The sequence below is a fragment of the Arthrobacter russicus genome, from assembly GCF_031454135.1.
In the GTDB taxonomy this organism is placed as follows: domain Bacteria; phylum Actinomycetota; class Actinomycetes; order Actinomycetales; family Micrococcaceae; genus Renibacterium; species Renibacterium russicum.
Genome location: NZ_JAVDQF010000001.1, coordinates 243,003 through 263,865 on the forward strand (window position 1 = coordinate 243,003; position 20,863 = coordinate 263,865).

Genomic DNA, 20,863 nt, shown 5'->3' on the forward strand with positions numbered 1-20,863 from the left:
CCCACGAAGGGAACCGCTCAATGGCGCTACTGAATCCAGGATCGACCGGGACCGGTTCGTCCAGCAATTCCCCGCTCGTGCCGCAAAGCGTCGATGCTTTGCTGACCAGTTCGGCGATCTTCCTGGTAGTGGTGGTCAATGAAGATGCCGAGGCCATGGCCTCGGCCCGGGAAACCTTGGCAGGCCTGTCGGACCTGGTCAAGACCGTGGGCTTCCGTGACACCGCTGCGCAATTGTCCTGCACGGTAGGCATCGGCAGTCGGATCTGGCATCCTTTGACCGGCCGCGAGGCACCCGCCGAATTGCACCGGTTTCCGCAGATCAGCGGGCCGACGCACACCGCGGTGTCCACGCCGGGAGATCTGCTTTTCCATATCCGTGCCGAACGCGAAGACCTGTGTTTCGAGTTCGAACGGCTCCTGCTCCGGGACTTGGGTTCCGCGGTCACCGTCGTCGATGAGGTTTCCGGCTTCCGCTATTTCGACTCCCGGGACCTTCTGGGCTTTGTTGACGGAACGGCAAACCCAGTGGGTCCGGATCTGCCGGACGCCACGTTGGTGTCCGAAGAAGACCCGGAATTCGCCGGCGGCAGCTATGTCGTGGTGCAGAAGTACCTGCACTCTTTGGACTCCTGGCAGCGGCTGAGCACGGAGCAACAAGAAGCGATCATCGGCCGGACCAAGCCGGACAACGTCGAACTTGCCGATGCCGATTCCGGGCAGAAATCGCACAAGACCCTCGCCACGATCGAAGACGAGCAAGGCGAACACGACATCCTGCGGGACAACATGCCGTTCGGCCGGCCGGGCAATGGCGAGTTCGGCACCTATTTCATCGGCTACACCCGGCGCCTCTGGGTGCTCGAGCGGATGCTGGAGCGGATGTTCCTCGGCGACCCGCCCGGCCTCCACGATCGAATCCTGGATTTTTCCACGGCGCACACCGGAACCACCTTCTTCGCTCCGACGGCGACTCTGCTGGCGGGTTTGGGAGATCTTCCGGACCAATCGGCGGGCGCTGCCGGCTAAGCGCATTGCCGGACACCCCCCCGGATCAACCGGCGCACGGACTGAGCTGGTTCGACGCGGTTGACTGGTGCAACCGGGCGTCGGAACTCGTCGGGTTGCGGCCCGCGTGCCGACGCAGCGGCCGAACCGTCGACTGGAACCCGGCAGCCGACGGCTATCGTCTGCCATCCGAAGCCGAGTGGGAATTCGCTTGCCCTGCCGGCAGCACCGGACCGGGCTACGGTCCGCTCCACGACATCGCATGGACTGCAGCAGACGGTTTGCCCGGCCCTGCCCGGGTGGCGCGGAAACTGCCCAACCGGTTTGGCCGCTACGACACGCTGGGCAATGTCTGGGAATGGTGCTGGGACTATGCCGATCCGGCCAGATATTCGGACTACCGGTCGTTCCGGGGCGGCGGCTGGGCGGATCAGGCCTGGCATGTCCGGGCCTCAGTGCGGCGGAGCAGTGCTCCGGAGGTATCGCTCGAAGACCTCGGCTTCCGGATCGTCTGCGGCCCGGCGGCTGCGGAAAACGGCGCTGCCGCCCAGGGCTGGTCGGCGGCCGCAGACCAGCCCTGGGCGAAAACCAAAGGTCCGCTGCCGGTCTGTTGGACTCCGTTGCGCGTGGCGGAGAGAACGGCAACGCCAAGTGGGCGAGCCTCTCGAGCGGGATCTGGCCCGGTTCGGCCAGATCCCGGCGCGCGACCCTGAACTGCGCCACCCTGACCTGCGCGATGCCGACCTGTTAGTATGCAGAACAGGCTTTGCGCCATTTTTCGACCAGCTACGAAGTTCCCCGGGGCCAGTATGAGAATCCATCTGTCCAGCGTTTTCGTCGACGACCAGGACCATGCGCTGCAGTTCTACACCGAAATCCTCGGCTTCATCAAGAAGACCGAGGTGCCGCTGGGCAAGGACCGCTGGTTGACTGTGGTCTCCGCAGAAGATCCGGACGGCACTGAATTGTTGCTTGAGCCTTCGGGCCATCCTGCGGTGAAACCGTATCGCGATGCCTTGGTCAAAGACGGCATTCCGCTGGCTTCTTTCGCGGTGCCGGACGTCGCCGCCGAGTTCACCCGGTTACGCGCCCTGGGCGTGCGGTTCACCCAGGAACCGCTGTCCATGGGACCGGTCACCACGGCGGTCTTCGACGACACTTGTGGCAATTTGATCCAGATCGTGCATTCCGAGTAAGCCGAAGGCTGGCGCAGCGGTCCCGGATGGAGCAGGATGGACCCCGTGGCCAATCAACCCGAGCGCTGGACCGAAGCAACCGTGTACCCCGACATGTGGGCGGATCCGGACCAGGATCCGCGCAATAGCGAAGGGGTCTCACCGGATGGCGAACTCGCCACCCTGCAGGACTACATGCAGCATTATCGGTTGACCATCCTGATGAAATGCGAAGGTCTCAACGCCGAGCAACTCGCCCGACGCTCGGTACCGCCGTCGACGATGTCTTTGCTCGGCTTGCTCCGGCACCTGGTCGAAGTGGAGCGCGATTGGCACAACTGGATCGGCGACGGCGAACCGCTGCCGAAGCTTTACGGCAGGCGCGACGCCGATTTCGACGATGTGGTCGCCGAGCAGAGCATGGTCGACGCCGCCTATGCGGACCTCAGCAGGGAACAAGCTGCCACCGACGCCGCGCTGGCCGCACATCCCGATCTGGGCGAACGGGTCGGCGCCGAGCAGATTGCGGTACGCGAATTGATGGTGCACCGGATCGAAGAATACGCCAGGCATTGCGGGCACGCCGACCTGCTGCGCGAATGCATCGACGGACGAATTGGGCAATAGCCGCAGGCACGCCGGGCAGCCGGTTCAGCGACGGTAAGTGAGGTGCAGCACGCCGCTCTCCGCGGCCTCCGAAGTCACCGAGTAGTCGGCCTCCAGGCCACGCAGGTCATCCCAGAGCCGGATTCCCTGGCCGAGCAGAATCGGCGTGATCCCGACATGCAGCTGATCGACCAAGCCGGCCTTCAAAAACTGCCGCGCCGTGGTGACGCCGCCACCGACCCGGACGTCTTTGCCCTGCGCCACCGCCTGGGCACGGGCAAGCACGTCGGCCGGCTCCGCGGACAGGAACTCGAACGACGTGCCACCCGCCATCTGCAGCGTCGGGCGGGAAACGTGAGTCAGCACGAAAACCGGCACGCCGAACGGTGGTTCCTCGCCCCACCATCCGCGCCAATCCGGGTCATCCGGAAAATTGTGCAGGCCGAACATCCCGGCGCCCATGATTTCGGCGCCGATTCCCTCGAAGTAGGCCGCTGCGTACTTGTCGTCGACGCCGGTGGTGCCGGCGCCGTCCGTCTCGTGCAGCACCCGTGCGCGAAATGTCCGGGTAGCCACATACGGTGCGACGAGACGCCCCCAGTCCTGGCCCATCGGTTCTTCGGGGGTTTGATCGGTGGTGGTCGCGAAACCATCGAGCGAAATATTCAGATCAACGCGGACGGCCATGGTTCCTCCTGTTGTGCGCTTTTGTCTGTACTGTACTCGCTGGCGGCACGGGGTTGCGGCGGCGACGGTAGTATGGATGAATTGCCGCGCGGGGGATCGTGGCTTCCCGGAAAGAGGACCGATGTTCAACGCAATACTGCTTCCCTTCCGGCACCGGCTGAGGATCCGGGAAAACATCCGGGAATCGCTCATCGTGCTGCCGATCGCGGGGCTGGTCGGCTCACTGCTCCTGGCCGTTTTGACCGTGACTATCGATACATATGTCTCACAGTCGCTGACGCCCGGTTTGGACGATCTGGCGGAATCCAGCAAGACCGTGATTGCCGCCGTCGGCCCGGCCATCCTGACCTTCCTCGGCGTGGTTTTCAGCATCACCCTGGTCGCCCTGCAGATGAGCAGCGGGCAACTTTCCCCCCGGGTGGTGAGACTTTTCGTGCGCAACCGAATCGTCAAGCTGACTTTCACCTTTTTCATCGCCACCTTCTGCTACACGCTTCTGGTGCAGTACCTCTCGGTCCGGGAATCGTCGGTCCAGGGCGGCCAGTTCATTCCGTTCCTTTCCGGGCTGGTCACCATGCTGCTGGTGATCACGGATCTGATTCTCTTCGTGAGCTATGTGCACAGCACGATCAAGATGATGCGGCTCGTCGAAGTGATCAATGTGGTGACCCGGGAGACCCTGGCGCTGATCAAGGAGTATCAAAAAGGCAGCTATCTGGCGAGCACGGATCGGCCTGCCCGCTCGACCGACGTGGTGCGCTACCGGGGCAGGCCCGGGGCGCTCTGCGAAATCGACCTGCGGCGCCTGACCCGGCACGCCCGCAAACGCGATTTGTGCCTGCACTTGCTGGTTCGGCCCGGCGACTACCTGGTCGAGGGTACCCCGGTGTTCGGCTATTCCGGCTCCGGCCAGCCAAGCGGGCGTTTGCTGGTCGACTCGCTCGACGTCGGGGAGGAGCGCTCCATGCAGCGGGATATCTCCTTCGGGTTCCGGCAGATTGCGGACATCGGCGTCCGGGCACTCTCCCCGGCGGTCAACGACCCGACGACTGCGGTCCAGTGCATCGATCGATTGCAGGCCCTGCTCCGCGCGGCGGCGAGAATACCCGAGGGGCTGCGGGCCCATTCCGACCGGACCGGCGAAGTCCGCTTGATCGAGGAGTTGCCCACCTGGGGCTCACTCATAGACCTGGCATTTTCGGAAATGCGCCAATACGGAGCCGATGCCGCCCAGGTGACCCGTCGGCTGGCCGCGGTTTACACCGATTTCACCGAAAGCAAGCTCCCGGATCCGGAATCGGTGGTTTCCAAGCATATGAAGCTGCTCACGTTGTCGATGGAAGAAAAGGTCAACGACCAGGAATTGCGCCGCTTCGCTTTGACCCCGGATCGGCAAGGAATCGGCTGATTCCGGTCGATCGGGGGAGCCCCGGCAAAGGCTCTACGAACACTGCATCCGCCGCCTCGAAATGTGTGGCATCTCCAACTCTCAGTTGTGCGTTGACACACCGAGAACCCGTTCGGGAGGCTTGAAAGCGAAGGGGAGTAGTTCCGTCCGGCCGAGCGGCCGGACGCGTTGCGTCGACATGCTGGCGGTCATCAGGACCTGCCCGGTGCAACACCTCGGTCCTCGAGGCGAACGAGACCTTCGGCAGCCTCTGCGCGCGGCCGAAGCATCCCCGGTGCTCGCGACCGCGTCCGAACCAAGGACCTCACCTTATGCGCGCATCCGCTTGGTCGAAAATCGGCCTCTGTTTGGCCATCGCTCTTCCCGCCATCATTTTCCGGATCACCGGCTTCGCGCCGAATCCGGTGATCGACCTTTTCATTTTCGGCGCCGCGGTGGTCGCCGCGTCCTTCCTGCTCGCGTGGGGCGCCGAAGCTGCACAGAAAGACATTTCGGGCGCTCTCGCGATCGCCATCCTGGCCTTGATCGCGGTGCTTCCCGAATACGCCGTCGACCTCTACTACGCCTTCCGCTCCGGCAGCGATTCGGCCTACGAGCAATACGCTGCGGCGAATATGACCGGCTCCAACCGGTTACTGCTGGGTTTCGGCTGGGCGCTCGTGGTGATCGTCGCCCTGTCCGTGGCCAAGCGTGCCGCCAAGCGCGGCGAGGGGCCGCTTGAGGCTACCAAGGTACTGGTGCTGGACAAGAGCATGCGGCTCGACGTCGGGTTCCTGGCCGTGCTGGCGATCCTCGCCTTCGGGATTCCGCTGCTGGGCTCGATTCCGATCTGGTACGGCGCAGTGTTGATCTTCGCCTTCGGCTTCTACCTCTGGCGCGCAAGCCAGGTACACGACGAGGACGAAGAGGAACTGGTCGGGATGGCGGCGGAGATCGGGAATCTGCCCCGGACCCGGCGGCGCTGGACGGTCGCTGCGCTCTTCGTGGTGGCTGCCGCGATCATCCTGACCTCGGCGGAGCCGTTTGCTGAATCGCTGGTGATCTCCGGTTCCGCGCTCGGCATCGACCCGTTCTTCCTGGTCCAATGGCTCGCGCCGCTGGCATCGGAAGCCCCCGAGTTCATCATTGCGATCATGTTCGCGCTGCGCGGTATGGGCGCCGCTGCGATCGGCACCCTGATCGCTTCGAAGATCAACCAGTGGAGCCTTTTGGTCGGCTCGCTGCCGATCGCGCATGTACTCGGCGGAGGCACCTCTGGCGGGCTTCCGCTCGACGCGCGGCAGATCGAGGAATTCACCTTGACCGCGACGCAGACCGTGCTCGGCGTGGCGATCATCATCGGCCTGCGCTTCCACCGCTGGTCGGCACTGGCGCTGGGTGCGCTGTTCCTGGTCCAGTTCTTCGTCACCGACACTTCCGGCCGTTACGTGCTCAGCATCATCCAGGTGCTCGCGGCGCTGCCGCTGCTCTGGATCCACCGCCGCGACATCCTGCCCACGCTGGCAGCGCCATTCCGCCGTCCGTCGCGCAAACCAGCGCCAGAACCGGAATCGATCAAGCTCTAGGCGCACCAGTACCCCGATTCGGCAACCCAGCTAGGAGAAATGAACCCATGAGCAAGAACCGTGACCGGCTGATCAGGCTGGCTTCGCAGGCCATCAAAAAGGCGACGAGTAGCGGCAGCAGTGGCTCCGGTTCCAGTGGCACCGATTGGCGAGCCATCGTCCGGAAAACCGCGGAGACGTTGACCGGAGACGGCCGTCCGGGCAGCCAGCCCAACAGCCAGCCAGCGGGTTCGCCCGGCTTCGGTGCGGGCTCGGGCATCGGCAATCCGCAGCCCGGGCGAGCGGCCCCGGCCGCCGATGCTGCGGCGATTGCCCGCTACGACTACCTGGTCAGGACCGCCGACCCGGCCAACCTGGAGCGCATCCACCAGGAAGCGTTCGGCTCGCTGACTCCGGCGCAACGCGATGTGGTCGAAAGACGGATGCGCGAGGAGTTGCCGGCACACGAACGTCCGCAGACCGCGACCTCGCAGGATCTGGCCCGTGCGGCCACCCGCGCGGAAAGCATGCGGCCGGGTCGGATGCGGGGTCTGTTGGCCAGGGCCGGGACTGGAGCCGCGGTGGTCGGCGGGGCCGGGCTGGCGGGCGGATTGCTGGCCGGGGTCGCCGGCGCGGCGGTGGCGAGCGCGGCGGCTGCGCCGTTGCTTGATCAGGCGGCGAACCTCGGCGTCGATTTCGACGCCCTGGCGAACATGCTCGACGTCGGCAGCATCTCGGATAGCTTTGGGGGATTCGCGAGCGGTTCCGGAGAAGCGGTGTCCGGAATGACGGAGCAAGCAGGCAGCTTCGCCGACAAGTTGGGCAATCTGGGTGGTTTCCCTTTCGGTGACCTCTTCAAACGCTGAGTCCGGTGCGCCCGGCCGAAGGTAGACTCGGATGATGCCACGTCCTGCGGTGACCCGGATGGTCGAGGACTACGTCACACTCATTTGGAAGGCCTACGAATGGCCGGGCGGTCAACCGACCACCACGGACCTGGCCGCCCAGTTGGGGGTGACTGCCTCGACCGTCTCGGCGAACCTGAAAAAGCTGGCTCGGGACGAGTACATCCGCTACGAGCCGTACGGTCGGATCGAACTGACCGACACCGGCCGCTCGGTCGCCGTCGAAATCGTGCGGCGGCACCGAATCCTGGAGACCTACCTGCATCAGCACTTGGGTTTGGCCTGGGACCAGGTGCACGCCGAGGCCGATCAGCTGGAACACGCGCTTTCCGATTTGGTCCTGGAACGGATGGATGCCGCCATCGGGCATCCCAGCCACGATCCGCATGGTGATCCGATCCCGGATGCCGACGGTCGGATCGTCACGGCGCACAGCGGTCTGTTGGCCGACGCCGCGCCCGGCACCGAGGTCGTCGTGGTCCGGGTATCCGACCGGTCGCCGGACATCCTGCGCTATTTGGACGAACGCGGGATCACGATCGGTGCGGTGTTGCAGGTCGCCGCGGTGAACACCGCTGCGGCCTCGATCGCGCTGCACTCCGGGCAGGGCCCGATCGAAATCAGTCTCAGTGCCGCGAAGGCGGTCCGGGTGGACCGGCGCAACTGACGCGTTGGAAGGGCCGGCGACTTGGCCGGTTGACGGGCCGGGCGCCCTGGACCAGAATGGGCACGGCAGACCGGACCGTCGGCATTTGGCGGCGACCGATGACCGCCTAGCAGAACGGCACCGATGTTGGCCAAATTCTTCTCCGTCCTGGTTTCCGGGCTAACCACCGCAGCGCTCGTCGCCGGCTGCACGACCGGTGTGGGCGGAACCGCTGCGCCGGAACCGAGCGATTCAAATCCTGCGGCGATCGGGCTCCCGACGCCGGTGTTGCCACCGGCCGCAGCGAAATTCGACTATCAGCTCGGCGGAGCCTATGACCCGCCGAACGGCGTCACTGTGGTCGCCCGGGACCGGCTGGCCCCGCCGTCCGGCGCCGGGTACGACATTTGCTACATCAATGGCTTCCAGACTCAGCCGGCGGACTCCGAGGCCTTCCGGCAGGCGCACCCGGAGCTGCTGGTACAGATCGACGGGCAACCGGTCAGAGACCCGAAGTGGACCGACGAGTACCTCTACGACACGTCGAGTCCGCAAAACCGCGAGGCTTTGGCCAGCCTGGTCAAGCCATGGATCGAAGGCTGCAAGAGTGCGGGCTACTCCGCCGTGGAAATCGACAATCTGGACTCGTTCCTGCGTTCGCAAGGAAAGCTGACTGCTGAGCAGAACATTCTGTTGGCCGCCGAATACGCCAGGCTGGCACACAGTTCCGGTTTGGCGATCGCGCAGAAAAACACCAAGGAGTACAGCAAGGAGATGCGCGGAGCGGGTTACGATTTCGCCGTAGCAGAATCTTGTTTCCGTTGGGAAGAATGCACGGAATACCTGGACCACTACCCGGTGGTCTTGGACATCGAGTACACCGACGAACTGGGCGCGAGCGCGTTCCCTGCCGCATGCCAAAGCCCGGACCGTCCGACGGCGATGATCATCCGTGATCACTACCTGGTGGCCGCAAAGGACCCGGATTACTATTACCGCACCTGCTGAACCGCCTCAGCCGGTGAATTTGCCGCGCATTTCAATGGCGATCTCATCCGCGTCCAGAGTGTCCAGGGCATCGGCCAGCACTTCGGCATCGAAGATTCCATTGTCCCGGGCGTCGAGCAGCGCGGAGCGTTGCGCCGCGATCACCGCCAAGCGATGTGCCTTGGCGGCAGCGAATTTATCCGAAGGGCGATCGCCTTCGGCCTGCGGCGGCTCAGCGATGGATTCGGAGCTCGCCCGGAGCAACCGGAACAGCCTGCTCGCTTCGGTTTCAGTTTCAGTTTCCGGATCGGCGTTGGCGGGCCCGGCCTTCGGGGAAATGCGTCGGAGCAACGGCCCGATCGTGCCGCCCTGGAGCAGCAGGGAGAGCAAGGCGACTGAAAACGCGATGAGCACGAGCACGGAGCGCTGCGGGGTGTTTTCGTCCAGCGTCTGAGCGGCCGCCACCGTCACTGCGCCGCGCATCCCGGCCCAGATCACCGCGGTTCCCTCGCGCCAGCCGAGCGGCTGCTTGACGAAGTAGGCGATGTCCGCCAGCACGTGGGTGATCCGCCGGGCGAAGCGTTCGAGTTCCCGCTCACTGGCTTGGCGTCCCGGGCGCCGGCTCAGTTCTTCGTAAGTGGCCTGCTTGCCTTCCGAAGTCGTCATTTTCTGCTGCATGCCCCGCAGGCGTTCCTGCATCCGGAGGTCGTGCCGAACCCGCCAATTGAGGAAACCGAGCAACGGGCTGACGTATGCGGCCCGGATCAGGATGGTCAGCAGCAAGGCCCCGGCGGCGATGAGGAGCGCAGGCAGGACGCCGGCATGGTCGTTCTCCACGCTCTCGATAATCGACTTGAGCTGCAGGCCCATGGTCAAAAACACCGAACCCTCCAGGACCAGCTCGACGGTTCGCCAATTCTGCGAGTCGGAAAGCCGATGTTGCGGCGACAGGTCCCGGGGCGCGCGGATCCCGGTGACCAGGCCGGCGACGACGGCGGCAACCAGTCCGGAGCCGCCCAGCAACTCGGCCGGCACTGAGGCGAGGAAGGGGACAGTGAAAGAAATCACGGTATTGACCGTCGGATCAGTGATCCGTTTGCGCACCAGCAGATTCAGCCGGGCCACGAGCCACCCGAGCAGAACCGCAACCGCCACCGAGTAGACGAAGGTGCCCAGTGCGCCCCATAGCGAAAAGGCGCCCGCTGCCGCGGCGATCGCAGTACGCAGCAAGACCAGCGCGGTGGCGTCGTTGAGCAGGCTCTCCCCGTCTAGCATCGCAACCACGCGTTTGGAGACCGAAGCCTGTTTGATGATCGAGCCGGCCACAGCATCAGTCGGACTGATGATCGCGCCCAGTGCAACGCCCCAGGCAAAGCCGAGATCCGGAATCACCAGCATGAAGAACACGCCGAGCAGCAGTGAGCTGCCAAGCACCAGGAGCACGGAAAGTCCGCTGATCGCACCGAACTCGCGGCGGAAGTTCATCGCCGGCATCGATACCGCAGAGGAATAAAGCAGCGGTGGCAGCACCCCGGCCAAGATCCACTCCGGTTCGATATGCACCGCGCCGAAGAACGGCAAGAAGCTGGCTGCCACGCCGACCGCGACCAGCAGCAACGGCGAAGCTATGCCCAGGCGGGGGCCCAGGAGGGTAGTGGCGGCCAGCACCACGAGGGCGAGCACGATCACCATGAGCAATTCAGTCACGGGTACATTGTGGCAGCAGGCGATGCCGATTCTGCTGCAGAATGGCATTGCCGGGAAAAGGAACGGCTGCCAGACTGGGCAGATGACCGAATCCTTCGACGTTTCCTGGCAACTCGATGGCATCACGATGTCCGGAACCGTGACCCGGCCCGACGGCGTAGGGGAATTCCCGGCGGTGGTGCTGGTTGCCGGCAGTGGTCCTACAGATCGGGACTGGTGCTCACCGCTGCTGCCTGGCGACAACGGAAGCGCACGGCTGCTCGCCGAGGCGCTGGCCGGAGCCGGAATCGCCTCAATGCGCTACGACAAGCGGGCTTCCGGCCCGCACGTGCGGGAAAACCTCGACCAGTTGTTCGGTCGGATCAGCATGCAATCGCATCTGGACGAGTTGGTCGCCGCCGTCGAAGTACTCGTCGGACTGGACTTCGTGGACCGGGCCCGGATCATCGGCCTGGGGAACAGCGAAGGAACCTTGCACATCTTGCACTACGCGACCAGCGCTCAAGCGCAGCCATTCGCCGGAATCGTGCTGGCGGCGCCACCGGGCCGGCCCATCCAGGATGTGCTGATGACTCAGCTCGAGCGGCAGGCCGCGCAGCTTCCGAACGGCTCGGAAATGATGTCGAAAGTCCGTGAAGCTGCCCGGCGCTATGCCCAAGGGCGCCCAATGGATCCCGATCCGGCTCTTCCGGAGAGCGTACGGCAGGTGCTTGCGAGTTTCGAGGCACCGGCGAACTTGCCGTTGGCCCGGGAGCTCTGGGTCGAGTCGGCGGTGGATTCTTTGCCGGAGGTCCGGATTCCGGTCTTGGTCATGATCGGCGGCAAGGACATCCAGATCGAGATGCAGGCAGATGGCGAACCGCTCCAAGCGGCAGCCGTCGGGATGCCGAAGACGAGCTTTGCGTTCCCGCCCTTGGCGAATCACGTCTTCAAGGAAGAACTGCGGAGTCTGGAAGAAATTTCGGCGGCGCCGGGAACCGGGTACAACGAGCCAGGAACCCGTCTGGACCCGGAGAGTGTCCAAACGATCCTGGCCTGGATCGCCGAGACCCCGGGCTGATTCAGGACACCTGCACCGGCGAAGCGTCGCTGCGGTCGGCCGGCTGGTGCTCCTGTTTCCGGGACTGCATCGCCAGGACGATCAGCAGCACGGGGAGCAGTACGTCGTAGATCAATACCGCGCCGATGTTGCCCGGGGCGGTGTCGCCGTTCGCGATCCATTGGTAGAGGTGCCCCAGAGTCGCGCCCCAAAGGAACATTCCGGCACCGAGGCCGATGGTGACCCGTTCCCGATAGGGGGCGTGAACCGCGCGGATGCCCAGCACCGCGAGCCCCAGATTGGCGAACGCGATTTCGGTGACGAACGGCGTGTTCTGGAAACCGATCATTTCGGTCATGGTCTCCGGGATGGTCAGGAAGGATACGGTCATCCACAGCGACCCGCCGCCCAACGCGGCCACGGCCCACCAACGGAACCAGATTTCGGCCCGGGACAGCCGAGTGCGGCCGCTGCGCGAATGGATTGCAGCGCCGATCACGGCGACCAGCGGGAAGAACAGGGGAGTGGCGGCTTCAGCGAGATAAGTAAAGTTCAACATGGCTACTATTTTGCATTGTTAATATTGTTTATGCAAGATTCTGCTAGACTGAATTCATGGATGATGGACTTGCCGATCTGCTGCACCGAGTGGTTTCCCTGCTCGGCGGTCACGCCCGGGACCGGATGCCCGCCGACGACAGCCTCACGTACAGCCAGTTGCGGTTGCTGGGCACGCTCGATGAACTGGCTCCGCTGACTCAGCACCAGCTCGCCGAGGCTTTGGCTATATCCGACCCGGCAGTGAGCCGGGCGCTGCAACCGCTGCTGCATGACGGGCTGGTAGCCATCGGCCCGGATCCGGCACATGGCCGGCGGAAGCTCGTCAACATCACGGCATCCGGCACCGAGGCGTTCCACCGGACTGGACGTCCCTTCGCAGAACAACTCAAACAGGCTCTTTTGGCCAACGATTTCCCCTATGAACGCTACCTTGCGGATACCGCCCGACTAGCCGGAATTCTGGCCGACACGGCAACCGGCTGAGTACCTCGCGTCCGCTGGCGGAGAGCTTCGGGCACTCCGTCAGGCCGGGCTGGTCAGCCCAACTCTTCGACCAGGCCGATGACCATCTGCGCGGGGCCGCGGAGGTAGCAGTACCGGTAAAGCTGAAGATATTGGGCGATTTCGCCGACCAGTTCGGCACCATGCGGCCGCAGCCGCCGAAGCACGTCGTCGATATCGTCGACCACGAAGGTGAGCCGTGGGATGCCCGGAGTGTTCACTGGTAGCCGCGGTGCAGCCGCGATCGCCGGGGGTGAGCGGAAGGTCGACAATTCCACTCGTCCGCTGCCGTCCGGGGTGCGCACCATGGCAATGTCGGCTTGGACGCCTTCGAGCCCGAGCAGTTGGTCGGCCCAGACGCCACCGACGGCCGCCTCGCCTTCCAGTTCCAGGCCGAGTTCGACGAAGAAGGCGATCGCAGAAGGCAAATCTTCGACCACGACACCGACATGGTCCATGCGGGAAATCGTCATGGCACCCAGTGTAGATCCGGCCGTTGACCGGCGACCTGAGCAGGGCTACATTGGGCGGCATGCGAAAGCTCGTCGTGCAGCAGTGGGTCACGGTTGACAACATCGCGGCGGAACCGGACGGTGGCTTGAGCTTCGTCTCCGGTGCTCCCTTCGACGATTCGGTCACCGACAATCCATTCCAGAACCGGGTGATGGAACTGATCGACTCGGTAGACACCATGATCCTCGGGGCCAACACCTACGCCCAGGCAAAGGACTACTGGCCGTATGCCACGGAACAGGGCAAATACGGCCAGAAACTCAACGGACTCAACAAGTTCGTTGCGTCCCGTAGCCTCGACGATGCACCATGGGGCGAGTTCGCACCGGCTACCGTGCTGCGGGACCCGGGCGGCACCATCCGGAAGCTCAAAGCGCAGCCCGGCAAAGACTTGTGGATCTGGGGCAGCCTGCAGCTCATGCGCTCGATGTTCGAGAGCGGACTGATCGATGAAGTTCGGTTGTTGCTTTGCCCGACTTCAAGGGGTGCGGGCCTCCGGGTCTTCGACAGCAGCCAAGACTTGACTTTGCTGGAGGCCGCTGGATTCGACAACGGCGTGACCCTGCTGCGCTATGGCGTGCCGAGTTTGCGCAGCGCCTCCTCGTCGGCGCTTCCGGGCTGAGCGAAATAGACGTAAAGCACGTGTCCTTCCGGACCCGCCAAGGCGAACGTCTCGAACGACAACCGGAGGACGCCGGCGCCGGGCACGCGCAATTGCTTTTCTCCCATGGTGCGTTCGTAGACGTCGTGCGAATCCCACAGCGCTCGGAAAGGTTCGCTGCGCCGGCGAAGCTCCGCTACGAATCCGTCGAGTTCGCCACGCCGGGAGACCGCGGTGCCGCGCAGGCCGGCTACCGATTGCACAGCGATTTCCTGCCACTGCGGATAAACGGTTCCGGCCCGCGGATCGAGGAAGGTGAACTCGATCAGGTTGTACCCTGGGCTCCAGGCCGGATTGACCTGGGAAGCCAGTTCCCTGCTGGCCAGGACGTCGCGATTCGGTGCGACCACGAAAGCCGGCAGGTCTGCCCAGCGGTCGAGCAATTGAAGCACTCCGGGCCGCACCGCACCGCCAGGCGGTGCCTGACTCGTGCTGGGCATCGGGGGCGGCATCACCAAGGACCAAAGGTATGACCGTTCGGTATCGTCCAGGCGCAGCACCCGGGCGAGGGCAGCCAGAATTTCCGCGGAAGGGTGATTGTCCCGCCCCTGTTCCAACCGGGTGTAGTAAGAAGGACTGACGCCGGCCAGGAGTGCTAGCTCCTCGCGGCGCAATCCTTTGACCCGCCGTCTCGTGTTGTCGACTACACCCGCCGACGTGGCATCGACCTTTTCCCGGCGGCTGCGCAGGAAGGACCCGAGTTGATTGTCGTCATGTGCCATCCCGACCTAGATTACTCTTCGACGGGGTCTGCCCCGGACTGCTCTATCCTGACCCTGCCAGGGCCACCCCCAAGGGGGAGTGGTATCGCTTCAATGCGCCTGTTTCGATGGAACCATGACGAATGAAACGAGTGAAACGAAAGTCTGGCTGATCACCGGATGTTCCCGGGGGCTGGGCCGCGCCTTGGCCGTCTACGCTCTGGATCGGGGCGATCGGGTGGCGGTCACGGCGCGCAATCGGGCGGCCGTGGTCGACCTGGCCGCTGCCTACCCGGACCGCGCTGTGGCTTTGGCCCTGGACGTCACCGATCCGGCCTCGGTGGCCGCGGCGGTCCGAGAATGCGAACAGGCGCTCGGCCGCATCGATGTCCTGGTGAACAATGCCGGATACGGCTATCTCGCTGCGATCGAAGAAGGAGAAGACTCCGCGGTCCGGGCGTTGTACGACACCAATGTGCACGGCGTGGTGACGATGCTCAAAGCAGTGCTGCCCGGCATGCGCGCCCGCGGCAGTGGGCAGATTGTCAATATCTCTTCTTTCGGCGGACTCGCGGCGTTTGCGGCTACCGGCTACTACCACGCCACGAAGTTCGCGCTCGAAGGCTTGTCCGAGTCGCTCGCGGCGGAGCTCGCACCGCTCGGCATTTCGGTGACCATAGCGGAGCCCGGCGGGCTCCGCACCGACTGGGCGGGCGAATCCATGCAGCAGTCGTCGATCCGTTTGGCGGATTACGAACCGACGGCCGGAAAGCGCAGGGCCGCCACCTTGGCCGTTTCCGGAAAACAACCTGGAGATCCGGCGCGCGCTGCAGCAGCGATCGCGGTCGCCGTAGACGCCGAGCTGCCGCCGCTGCGCTTGCTGCTCGGTTCCGATGCGCTCGGCGGGGCACGCGCCCGCCTGGATCGGATGCGGCGCGACATCGACGCCAACGAGGCGTTGACCGTGAGCACGGACCTGGTCGCCGCGCGGACCGTGGCGGAACGATGAGCCGTCCAGGCGCCTTCGTGGTGGTCGGTGCCGGTCCGGGCTTGGGCGCCTCGGCCGCCGCCCGGTTCGCCCGGGCTGGCTATCCGGTCGGGCTCATTTCGCGCAATGCCGAAACCTTGCGGCAGCTCTCGGCCGACTTGGGGTCCACCGGTGCGACGACAGATTTCGAAACCGCCGACGTCACCGACGAACTGGCGCTCAGCACAGCACTCGAGCTGTTGCGGGCCCGGCTGGGTCCGATCGAGGCGGTGCTGTTCAGCCCCCGGCCGAGCCTCGGCTGGATCAAACCGGTCGTCGACACCACGCCGTCGGACCTGGAAAATGCGTTGGCGCTGAGCGTGCAAGCGGCCGCGTCGGTGGTCCGCGCGGTGGTACCTGATATGCGCCAACGCCGCAGCGGCAGCTTGTTGTTCACCAACGGTGGTGCTGCGGTGGAGCCGCACCGGGACCGGGCCGTGTCCGGAGTCGCCTATGCCGCAGAGTCCGCCTACGTCCGGATGCTCCATGACACGGTTGCTGCAGACGGCGTCTATGCGGCGCAATTGACCGTGGTCGGCCCGATCGGCCCCGGAGCCAAGCATGCACCGGAAGCGGTGGCCGAAGCACTCTGGCGGATGCATACGACCCGCGAGCAGGCACTGCTGGTGCTTCGCTGAACTGTGTGCCGGCGCCGATCCGGGTCAGCGCCCCGGCTGGAACTCCAGCCGGGGTCACCCGTCCTGCATGCCTACTACGCCTGCGCAGCAGCAAATTCCCCAGCGGATTCCGCGGGTTCCATGGAATCCGGATCACCGGCCAAAAGCCCGAACCGGCGCAAATCGCTGAGGTATTTTCGGATCAACGCTTCGTCGAGATGTGGAAGGTCCTGTTCGACGCCCACCCCGGCCGCTTTCACTGCGGCACGGAACTGCCGATTCGCGGACGACTCGCCGTCCGAAGGCGAGCCCGGCTGCGCGAAAGCTTGCAGCAACGGGAGAACCGATTGCCGCCGTTGCTCCGTTGGCAATGCTTTCATCGCGTCTTCGAACCTGGTCAACCATTCTCGATAGTCCGCGACCCGGGCGAGCGGCACTCCGGCGGCCTCGATCCAATCGACGAAGACATCCTGCGAGACGCCGTCGTCGTGCCCGTTGAGCACGTTGAAGGTGTGGTAACCGGAATTCGCCCGGAGCCCGAGCTCCGTGATCGCTTCTGCAGTGAAATCGACGGGCAAGCCGTCATAGTGGGCTCGCTGCGGCCGGCCCTGCGCATCGAGCCGGTAGAACGAGCGCGGAGCCAGACCGGTGGCCGCGATGCTGAGCAGCAGCCTGGTGAACATATCGGGCAAATTGAGCTGACCGGCATATCGGCTGTGCGCCAGAATCATGTCAGAACGGAACACCGCAACCGGCAGCCCGGTCAGATCGTGCGCCTCGCGGAGCAACACCTCGCCGGCCCATTTGCTGTTGCCGTAACCGTTCGCATAGCTCCCATCGATCGGCCGTACCGGATTGATCTCGCGGATGTCCACCAATTCGTCGACCAAGCTGCCGTCCGGAAGCACTGCGACGGCCACCGAAGAGACATAGCTGACCGGTTTGCGCGTTGTGGTGATGGCCAATTTGATGATTTCCGCGGTGCCGACCACGTTCGCCGTGAAAAGCTGGCGGTAGGGGAGCACGTGATTGACCAGTGCGGCGACGTGCACGATCCGGTCCACGGTGCTTGCCAACCGCAGCCAGGTCGCATCGGCCAAGCCGAAATTGGGCTCGCCGAGGTCTCCTGCCAAGACCTCGAGGTGCTTTTCGGCAAGCTCCTGGAAGCGCGCGGTCAGCTGTGCGTCCGGTCCTTCGAACGCCTCGGCGACTCGGGACCTGGCTGCCTGGTCATCGCTGCCGCGGGCAATGCAGACCAACGTTCCGCCGGTTTCGGCAAGCCGTTCGAGCCATGCCAAGCAGACGAATCGCCCCAGGTACCCATTGGCTCCGGTCAGCAGAACGGTCTTCGGCTCGGTGTTGGCGTCCGGCAAGGCGGCGGCCTGAGCGAGGGTCCGGCCGTCGATGAACTTCGCCAAGCTGAGATCCGAGGCCCGAATCACTCCGCTGTCCGCGCCGTGCACCGAAGCGAAGCTGGCCCGGTCGGAAACTGCGGAGCGCTCCCGCTCGATGTAGTCGGCGATGCTGCCCAGGCTCGCGGTAGGGCTGTTCGTGGTTTGGATCGGCACATCGATCTGGAAGATGTTCTCCAGCATCGAGGCGAAGCTGAAGGCGGCGAGCGAATCTCCGCCGAGGTCGCCGAAATTCGATTCCGCCGTGAGCGCGGTCAGGTCGAGGCCGAGGGTCAGCTGCGCGGCCCGGCGCACGGTCTCCAGAAGGGGCAATGCATCGCGCCGGGCCCGGAGCTCGTCAACTTGGCTCAGCCGCTTGTCCTCGATGTCCCGGTAGACCGCGTCAAGCTGCTCACCGTAGCGGGCTTTGAGTGCCGGGCGGAGCAACTTTCCGAGCCCGGATAGCAACCCGTTTTCCTGGCTGAACGGCGTCCGTTCCAAGATGAAGTCCCGTGGGATCTCATAGGCATGCAACCCCGATTCGGCTGCGATCTTCTGGATCGACGCGGTGATTGCGGAACGTGGGTCCTGTGCACCGATCGCCTCGAGATTCGGCACCACGACGGCGAGCAGGAACGATTGCTCGCTGCTGCCGTAGACATAGATCTGTTTGACGAGCGGGCTGCTCGCTAGGCTGGCTTCGATATTGGCGACCGCGACGAATTCTCCTTGGGACAGCTTGAGCACGTTTTTGCTGCGGTCGACGTACACCAGCTCGTCCGGACCGACGAGCGCCATGACGTCTCCGGTTTTGTAGAAACCCTGTTCGTCGAAAACCTCCGAGTTGAGTTCCGGACGCCGGTAATAGCCTGGGATCTGCGTCTCGGTCTTGACGTAGAGTTCGCCGCGCGGGTTCGGTTTGTCGGTGCTGAAGTAGCCGAGCTCTGGAACGTCCACCAACTTGTAGTCGATGACTGTCGGACGGATGATTTTGCCGTCGGCAAGCACCCCGCCTCCGGTTTCCGTGGCACCATAACCGTCCCGGAGATGGAGTCGCAGGCAGGATTCGATGAAACTGCGGATTTCCGGCGACAGCGGGGCGCTGCCGCAAACTGCGGAGAGTACCCGGCCGCCGAAAAGCTGCTCTCGGAGTTCCGTCATCACGTCGGCTTCGCGTTGCCCGGAATCGACGGGCGAGCCGTCCGATTCGGATCCGGCCAGTCGGCTCAGTTCGCTGTGGAAGCGCTGGAACACCACCTCGCAGACCCGGGGAACCAAGCACAACGAGGTCGGACGAACCAAGAAAAGGTCCTCGAACAGGGTGGACATATCGCTTTTCGCGGCGAAATAGGCCACGCCGCCGCTCGCTATGGTGGACACCAGCCAGGCCCGGCCCATCATGTGGCTCATCGGCATGTTCTGATAATGCAGCGCCGGTATCCGTTCCTCGGTGCCGAAGAATCCCCTTCGCCACAGTCTTGCGACCATGCTCTGGGTGTAGATCGCACCCTTTGGCGTTCCGGTGCTTCCGGAGGTGTAGATCAAGCAGGACATCGGGTCCTGACCGGCTTCCGGCACGAAAAGCGGCAGCTCCGGGAGGTCTTGGCCGGATTCCAGTTCCTGATCGAGCGTCCGGACCTTGACCCGCGGCGCAGCCTCCCGGAGGACCTTTGCTGCGGCGTCGAGCCGCTGCCGGTCCTGTTCGAAGTCTGCCGAATAGTCGAAAACCAGAATCTGCTCGAGGGAACCAAGCTCGGGGACCACGGCAGCGGCAGTTTCAAGATCTTCGATGCTGACGGCCAGCACCCGCGGCGCAATCTCTTGGAGGATCGGCGCGATCTGTTTCGCCGTCGAGCTGGTTTGCAGGGCCACCGTGACCGCACCCATCCGCGCAGCTGCCAAGTCCACCACGGTGTAATCGATGCTGGTGAATCCGAAGACTGCGAGGAAGTCGCCAGACCGGAGCCCGGCGGCATGCAAGGACCGAGACAGGAGGTCGATCCTGCTGCGAAGTTCGCGATAGGAAATCGCCTGGAAGGAATCCAGCAGGCCGGTGCTGAATTTCCCGGTCCGCGGATCCTGCACCAGCTGACGGGATCGCGCAGCCAGAGCATCCCGGTCCGCATAACCGGCCAAACAGCGGTCGATGATCTCCGCCAAGGCGAGCCCTGGATCGGACATCGACTCGATGACCGCGGGCAGCGGTCGGGCGGTCGCAAACTGGCGGTCATGGGCCGAAAGCTGCTCAATTCGTTCATCCAACTCGCCACGGTCGCGGACGTCAATCATCTCAGAACTCCCCTTCAACCAACTTAGTTCGGTTAGGCAACAGGTTATGGTTCGATTCTGATGATTGGCTGAAAACTGCTCCAGCGCTGGCATGATCCTGGTCGCACTCGTCGCAGGGCGTGGCGAAGCAACGAAGGTCCATCCACGGTCTTCTCGCCGCGGACTGGGGCTCTGACACTGACCCGACGTGGCCGGGGAACAGATCAGCTGGGCGGCGTGGTCTTTCTGACGTTCGCCCCGGAAATGAGAACCCAGTGCGCATCGTCGCATTGCGCGACTGCGGTGAGCGCCCCGGAACCGGTGGGCACGACTTTCGACTGGTCAGCATCATTCGGTTGAACCAGATCCCAAACCCCGGTGAGCACTGCGGTGCGGTCCGAGGCCTGGTTTTTGTCGATGCTGCTGAATTCCAGTTTGGCCGGCGCCAGCCGGCTGCTGAAGGCCTGGGCATGCCCCTGTTCGATGCCCGACCGATTTCGCATCACGGTGCCGTAGATGTTCACGAAATTGGCACGATCGGCGAACAATCCGGCCAACCGAGCCGCATCGTGCTGATTGAAGGCGTCGGCGAATTGCTGGAGCAGATCCGCCGGGTTCGTTTGGCAGGCAGCAGCCTGACCGGCAGGATCAGCCGCCTGCGTCGCGGCGCAACCGGAAATCCCGCACCCTGCCCCGGTAGCCAGCATGAGCAAGGTGGCAAGGCGAAGCGGCTTGATCGGCTTAGCGGAATTCGGCATGCTCGGGGCTCCTGATCGGGAACGGAATGCGGACCTGCCCAAGGTTTCATGCGGACTGCCGGCAATCCAGCGCGCGGCGGCAAACCTTCCCTTTCGGGCAACTGCTTCGGGCAACGCAGCGGAACCGGAAGGCGGTTCGCAAACCGTCCCGGGA

Annotated in this window: 21 protein-coding genes; 14 read left to right on the plus strand and 7 right to left on the minus strand. The window is 64.3% G+C overall.

The annotated features are described in order from the left end of the window. Nucleotides 1-20 precede the first annotated feature (20 nt). The 4 genes from JOE69_RS01105 (at nt 21) to JOE69_RS01120 (ending at nt 2,809) form a co-directional block, all read left to right on the plus strand. The gene (locus tag JOE69_RS01105) at nt 21-1,028 is read left to right on the plus strand and encodes a Dyp-type peroxidase (protein ID WP_309795340.1); all 1,008 of its coding nucleotides are present in this window, start codon (nt 21-23) and stop codon (nt 1,026-1,028) included. A 5-nt stretch (nt 1,029-1,033) separates the two neighbouring features. Further along, nucleotides 1,034-1,720: a formylglycine-generating enzyme family protein gene (locus JOE69_RS01110; protein ID WP_309795342.1), complete on the plus strand. Its 687-nt coding sequence runs from the start codon at nt 1,034-1,036 to the stop codon at nt 1,718-1,720. Nucleotides 1,721-1,816: 96 nt separating this feature from the next. After that, nucleotides 1,817-2,203 carry a VOC family protein gene (locus JOE69_RS01115; RefSeq protein ID WP_296362016.1) on the plus strand — a complete coding sequence of 129 codons (387 nt, stop codon included), beginning with the start codon at nt 1,817-1,819 and terminating at the stop codon, nt 2,201-2,203. A 36-nt stretch (nt 2,204-2,239) separates the two neighbouring features. Next, entirely contained in the window at nt 2,240-2,809 is a 570-nt protein-coding gene (locus JOE69_RS01120) for a mycothiol transferase (protein WP_309795345.1), read from the plus strand. Nucleotides 2,810-2,833: 24 nt separating this feature from the next. Here the strand turns inward: JOE69_RS01120 and JOE69_RS01125 are convergent, their stop codons facing one another. Further along, the gene (locus tag JOE69_RS01125) at nt 2,834-3,475 is read right to left on the minus strand and encodes a dihydrofolate reductase family protein (RefSeq protein WP_296362019.1); all 642 of its coding nucleotides are present in this window, start codon (nt 3,473-3,475) and stop codon (nt 2,834-2,836) included. Between the two features lie 121 nt (nt 3,476-3,596). Between JOE69_RS01125 and JOE69_RS01130 the strand changes: the two genes are divergently transcribed. The 5 genes from JOE69_RS01130 to JOE69_RS01150 all read left to right on the plus strand — a co-directional run bounded on the left by JOE69_RS01130 (nt 3,597) and on the right by JOE69_RS01150 (nt 8,986). Beyond that, nucleotides 3,597-4,883 carry a DUF2254 domain-containing protein gene (locus JOE69_RS01130; protein WP_309795348.1) on the plus strand — a complete coding sequence of 429 codons (1,287 nt, stop codon included), beginning with the start codon at nt 3,597-3,599 and terminating at the stop codon, nt 4,881-4,883. A 311-nt stretch (nt 4,884-5,194) separates the two neighbouring features. Then, nucleotides 5,195-6,448 carry a calcium:cation antiporter family protein gene (locus JOE69_RS01135; protein ID WP_309795350.1) on the plus strand — a complete coding sequence of 418 codons (1,254 nt, stop codon included), beginning with the start codon at nt 5,195-5,197 and terminating at the stop codon, nt 6,446-6,448. Nucleotides 6,449-6,495: 47 nt separating this feature from the next. Then, nucleotides 6,496-7,293: a cation-transporting ATPase gene (locus JOE69_RS01140; RefSeq protein ID WP_309795354.1), complete on the plus strand. Its 798-nt coding sequence runs from the start codon at nt 6,496-6,498 to the stop codon at nt 7,291-7,293. A 34-nt stretch (nt 7,294-7,327) separates the two neighbouring features. Beyond that, nucleotides 7,328-7,999, plus strand: a complete 672-nt coding sequence (locus JOE69_RS01145) for a metal-dependent transcriptional regulator (protein WP_309795356.1) — start codon at nt 7,328-7,330, stop codon at nt 7,997-7,999. A 123-nt stretch (nt 8,000-8,122) separates the two neighbouring features. Beyond that, entirely contained in the window at nt 8,123-8,986 is an 864-nt protein-coding gene (locus tag JOE69_RS01150) for an endo alpha-1,4 polygalactosaminidase (protein ID WP_309795358.1), read from the plus strand. A 6-nt stretch (nt 8,987-8,992) separates the two neighbouring features. Here the strand turns inward: JOE69_RS01150 and JOE69_RS01155 are convergent, their stop codons facing one another. Further along, nucleotides 8,993-10,672 carry a cation:proton antiporter gene (locus tag JOE69_RS01155; RefSeq protein WP_309795360.1) on the minus strand — a complete coding sequence of 560 codons (1,680 nt, stop codon included), beginning with the start codon at nt 10,670-10,672 and terminating at the stop codon, nt 8,993-8,995. Between the two features lie 82 nt (nt 10,673-10,754). Here JOE69_RS01155 and JOE69_RS01160 point away from each other — a divergent pair, with 82 nt between their 5' ends. Continuing rightward, nucleotides 10,755-11,732 carry an alpha/beta hydrolase family protein gene (locus JOE69_RS01160; RefSeq protein WP_309795363.1) on the plus strand — a complete coding sequence of 326 codons (978 nt, stop codon included), beginning with the start codon at nt 10,755-10,757 and terminating at the stop codon, nt 11,730-11,732. Between the two features lies 1 nt (nt 11,733). On the opposite strand, the gene JOE69_RS01165 is transcribed toward JOE69_RS01160, so the two are convergent. Then, the gene (locus JOE69_RS01165; protein WP_309795365.1) at nt 11,734-12,270 is read right to left on the minus strand and encodes a DUF6790 family protein; all 537 of its coding nucleotides are present in this window, start codon (nt 12,268-12,270) and stop codon (nt 11,734-11,736) included. Nucleotides 12,271-12,326: 56 nt separating this feature from the next. On the opposite strand from JOE69_RS01165, the gene JOE69_RS01170 reads away from it, so the two are divergent. Next, nucleotides 12,327-12,755, plus strand: a complete 429-nt coding sequence (locus JOE69_RS01170; protein ID WP_309795367.1) for a MarR family winged helix-turn-helix transcriptional regulator — start codon at nt 12,327-12,329, stop codon at nt 12,753-12,755. 53 nt (nt 12,756-12,808) lie between these two features. On the opposite strand, the gene JOE69_RS01175 is transcribed toward JOE69_RS01170, so the two are convergent. Further along, nucleotides 12,809-13,246: a VOC family protein gene (locus JOE69_RS01175; protein ID WP_309795369.1), complete on the minus strand. Its 438-nt coding sequence runs from the start codon at nt 13,244-13,246 to the stop codon at nt 12,809-12,811. 59 nt (nt 13,247-13,305) lie between these two features. Here JOE69_RS01175 and JOE69_RS01180 point away from each other — a divergent pair, with 59 nt between their 5' ends. Further along, complete coding sequence (locus JOE69_RS01180) at nt 13,306-13,908, plus strand: dihydrofolate reductase family protein (protein WP_309795372.1); 603 nt, start codon at nt 13,306-13,308, stop codon at nt 13,906-13,908. Here JOE69_RS01180 and JOE69_RS01185 read toward each other — a convergent pair. Continuing rightward, a complete protein-coding gene (locus JOE69_RS01185; RefSeq protein WP_309795374.1) occupies nt 13,857-14,669 on the minus strand; it encodes a helix-turn-helix domain-containing protein in 813 nt (270 codons plus the stop codon). The two genes, JOE69_RS01180 and JOE69_RS01185, sit on opposite strands and share 52 nt — an antisense overlap. A gap of 115 nt (nt 14,670-14,784) precedes the next feature. Here JOE69_RS01185 and JOE69_RS01190 point away from each other — a divergent pair, with 115 nt between their 5' ends. Next, nucleotides 14,785-15,657, plus strand: coding sequence for an oxidoreductase (locus tag JOE69_RS01190; RefSeq protein ID WP_309795375.1), 873 nt, complete (start codon nt 14,785-14,787; stop codon nt 15,655-15,657). Then, complete coding sequence (locus JOE69_RS01195; protein WP_309795377.1) at nt 15,654-16,313, plus strand: SDR family NAD(P)-dependent oxidoreductase; 660 nt, start codon at nt 15,654-15,656, stop codon at nt 16,311-16,313. Before JOE69_RS01190 ends, JOE69_RS01195 begins: the two co-directional genes overlap by 4 nt. A gap of 74 nt (nt 16,314-16,387) precedes the next feature. On the opposite strand, the gene car is transcribed toward JOE69_RS01195, so the two are convergent. Together car and JOE69_RS01205 are read right to left on the minus strand one after the other, a co-directional pair. Next, the gene (gene car / locus JOE69_RS01200) at nt 16,388-19,972 is read right to left on the minus strand and encodes a carboxylic acid reductase (protein WP_309795379.1); all 3,585 of its coding nucleotides are present in this window, start codon (nt 19,970-19,972) and stop codon (nt 16,388-16,390) included. A 203-nt stretch (nt 19,973-20,175) separates the two neighbouring features. Then, the gene (locus JOE69_RS01205; protein ID WP_309795381.1) at nt 20,176-20,709 is read right to left on the minus strand and encodes a YybH family protein; all 534 of its coding nucleotides are present in this window, start codon (nt 20,707-20,709) and stop codon (nt 20,176-20,178) included. Nucleotides 20,710-20,863 lie beyond the last annotated feature (154 nt).

Coding starts and splice junctions, on each gene's coding strand:
- JOE69_RS01105 (WP_309795340.1), top strand. CDS start 21: ATGGCGCTACTGAATCCAGGATCGACCGGGACCGGTTCGTCCAGCAAT.
- JOE69_RS01115 (WP_296362016.1), top strand. CDS start 1,817: ATGAGAATCCATCTGTCCAGCGTTTTCGTCGACGACCAGGACCATGCG.
- JOE69_RS01120 (WP_309795345.1), top strand. CDS start 2,240: ATGGACCCCGTGGCCAATCAACCCGAGCGCTGGACCGAAGCAACCGTG.
- JOE69_RS01125 (WP_296362019.1), bottom strand. CDS start 3,475: ATGGCCGTCCGCGTTGATCTGAATATTTCGCTCGATGGTTTCGCGACC.
- JOE69_RS01130 (WP_309795348.1), top strand. CDS start 3,597: ATGTTCAACGCAATACTGCTTCCCTTCCGGCACCGGCTGAGGATCCGG.
- JOE69_RS01135 (WP_309795350.1), top strand. CDS start 5,195: ATGCGCGCATCCGCTTGGTCGAAAATCGGCCTCTGTTTGGCCATCGCT.
- JOE69_RS01140 (WP_309795354.1), top strand. CDS start 6,496: ATGAGCAAGAACCGTGACCGGCTGATCAGGCTGGCTTCGCAGGCCATC.
- JOE69_RS01145 (WP_309795356.1), top strand. CDS start 7,328: ATGCCACGTCCTGCGGTGACCCGGATGGTCGAGGACTACGTCACACTC.
- JOE69_RS01150 (WP_309795358.1), top strand. CDS start 8,123: ATGTTGGCCAAATTCTTCTCCGTCCTGGTTTCCGGGCTAACCACCGCA.
- JOE69_RS01160 (WP_309795363.1), top strand. CDS start 10,755: ATGACCGAATCCTTCGACGTTTCCTGGCAACTCGATGGCATCACGATG.
- JOE69_RS01165 (WP_309795365.1), bottom strand. CDS start 12,270: ATGTTGAACTTTACTTATCTCGCTGAAGCCGCCACTCCCCTGTTCTTC.
- JOE69_RS01170 (WP_309795367.1), top strand. CDS start 12,327: ATGGATGATGGACTTGCCGATCTGCTGCACCGAGTGGTTTCCCTGCTC.
- JOE69_RS01175 (WP_309795369.1), bottom strand. CDS start 13,246: ATGACGATTTCCCGCATGGACCATGTCGGTGTCGTGGTCGAAGATTTG.
- JOE69_RS01180 (WP_309795372.1), top strand. CDS start 13,306: ATGCGAAAGCTCGTCGTGCAGCAGTGGGTCACGGTTGACAACATCGCG.
- JOE69_RS01185 (WP_309795374.1), bottom strand. CDS start 14,669: ATGGCACATGACGACAATCAACTCGGGTCCTTCCTGCGCAGCCGCCGG.
- JOE69_RS01190 (WP_309795375.1), top strand. CDS start 14,785: ATGACGAATGAAACGAGTGAAACGAAAGTCTGGCTGATCACCGGATGT.
- JOE69_RS01195 (WP_309795377.1), top strand. CDS start 15,654: ATGAGCCGTCCAGGCGCCTTCGTGGTGGTCGGTGCCGGTCCGGGCTTG.
- car (WP_309795379.1), bottom strand. CDS start 19,972: ATGATTGACGTCCGCGACCGTGGCGAGTTGGATGAACGAATTGAGCAG.
- JOE69_RS01205 (WP_309795381.1), bottom strand. CDS start 20,709: ATGCCGAATTCCGCTAAGCCGATCAAGCCGCTTCGCCTTGCCACCTTG.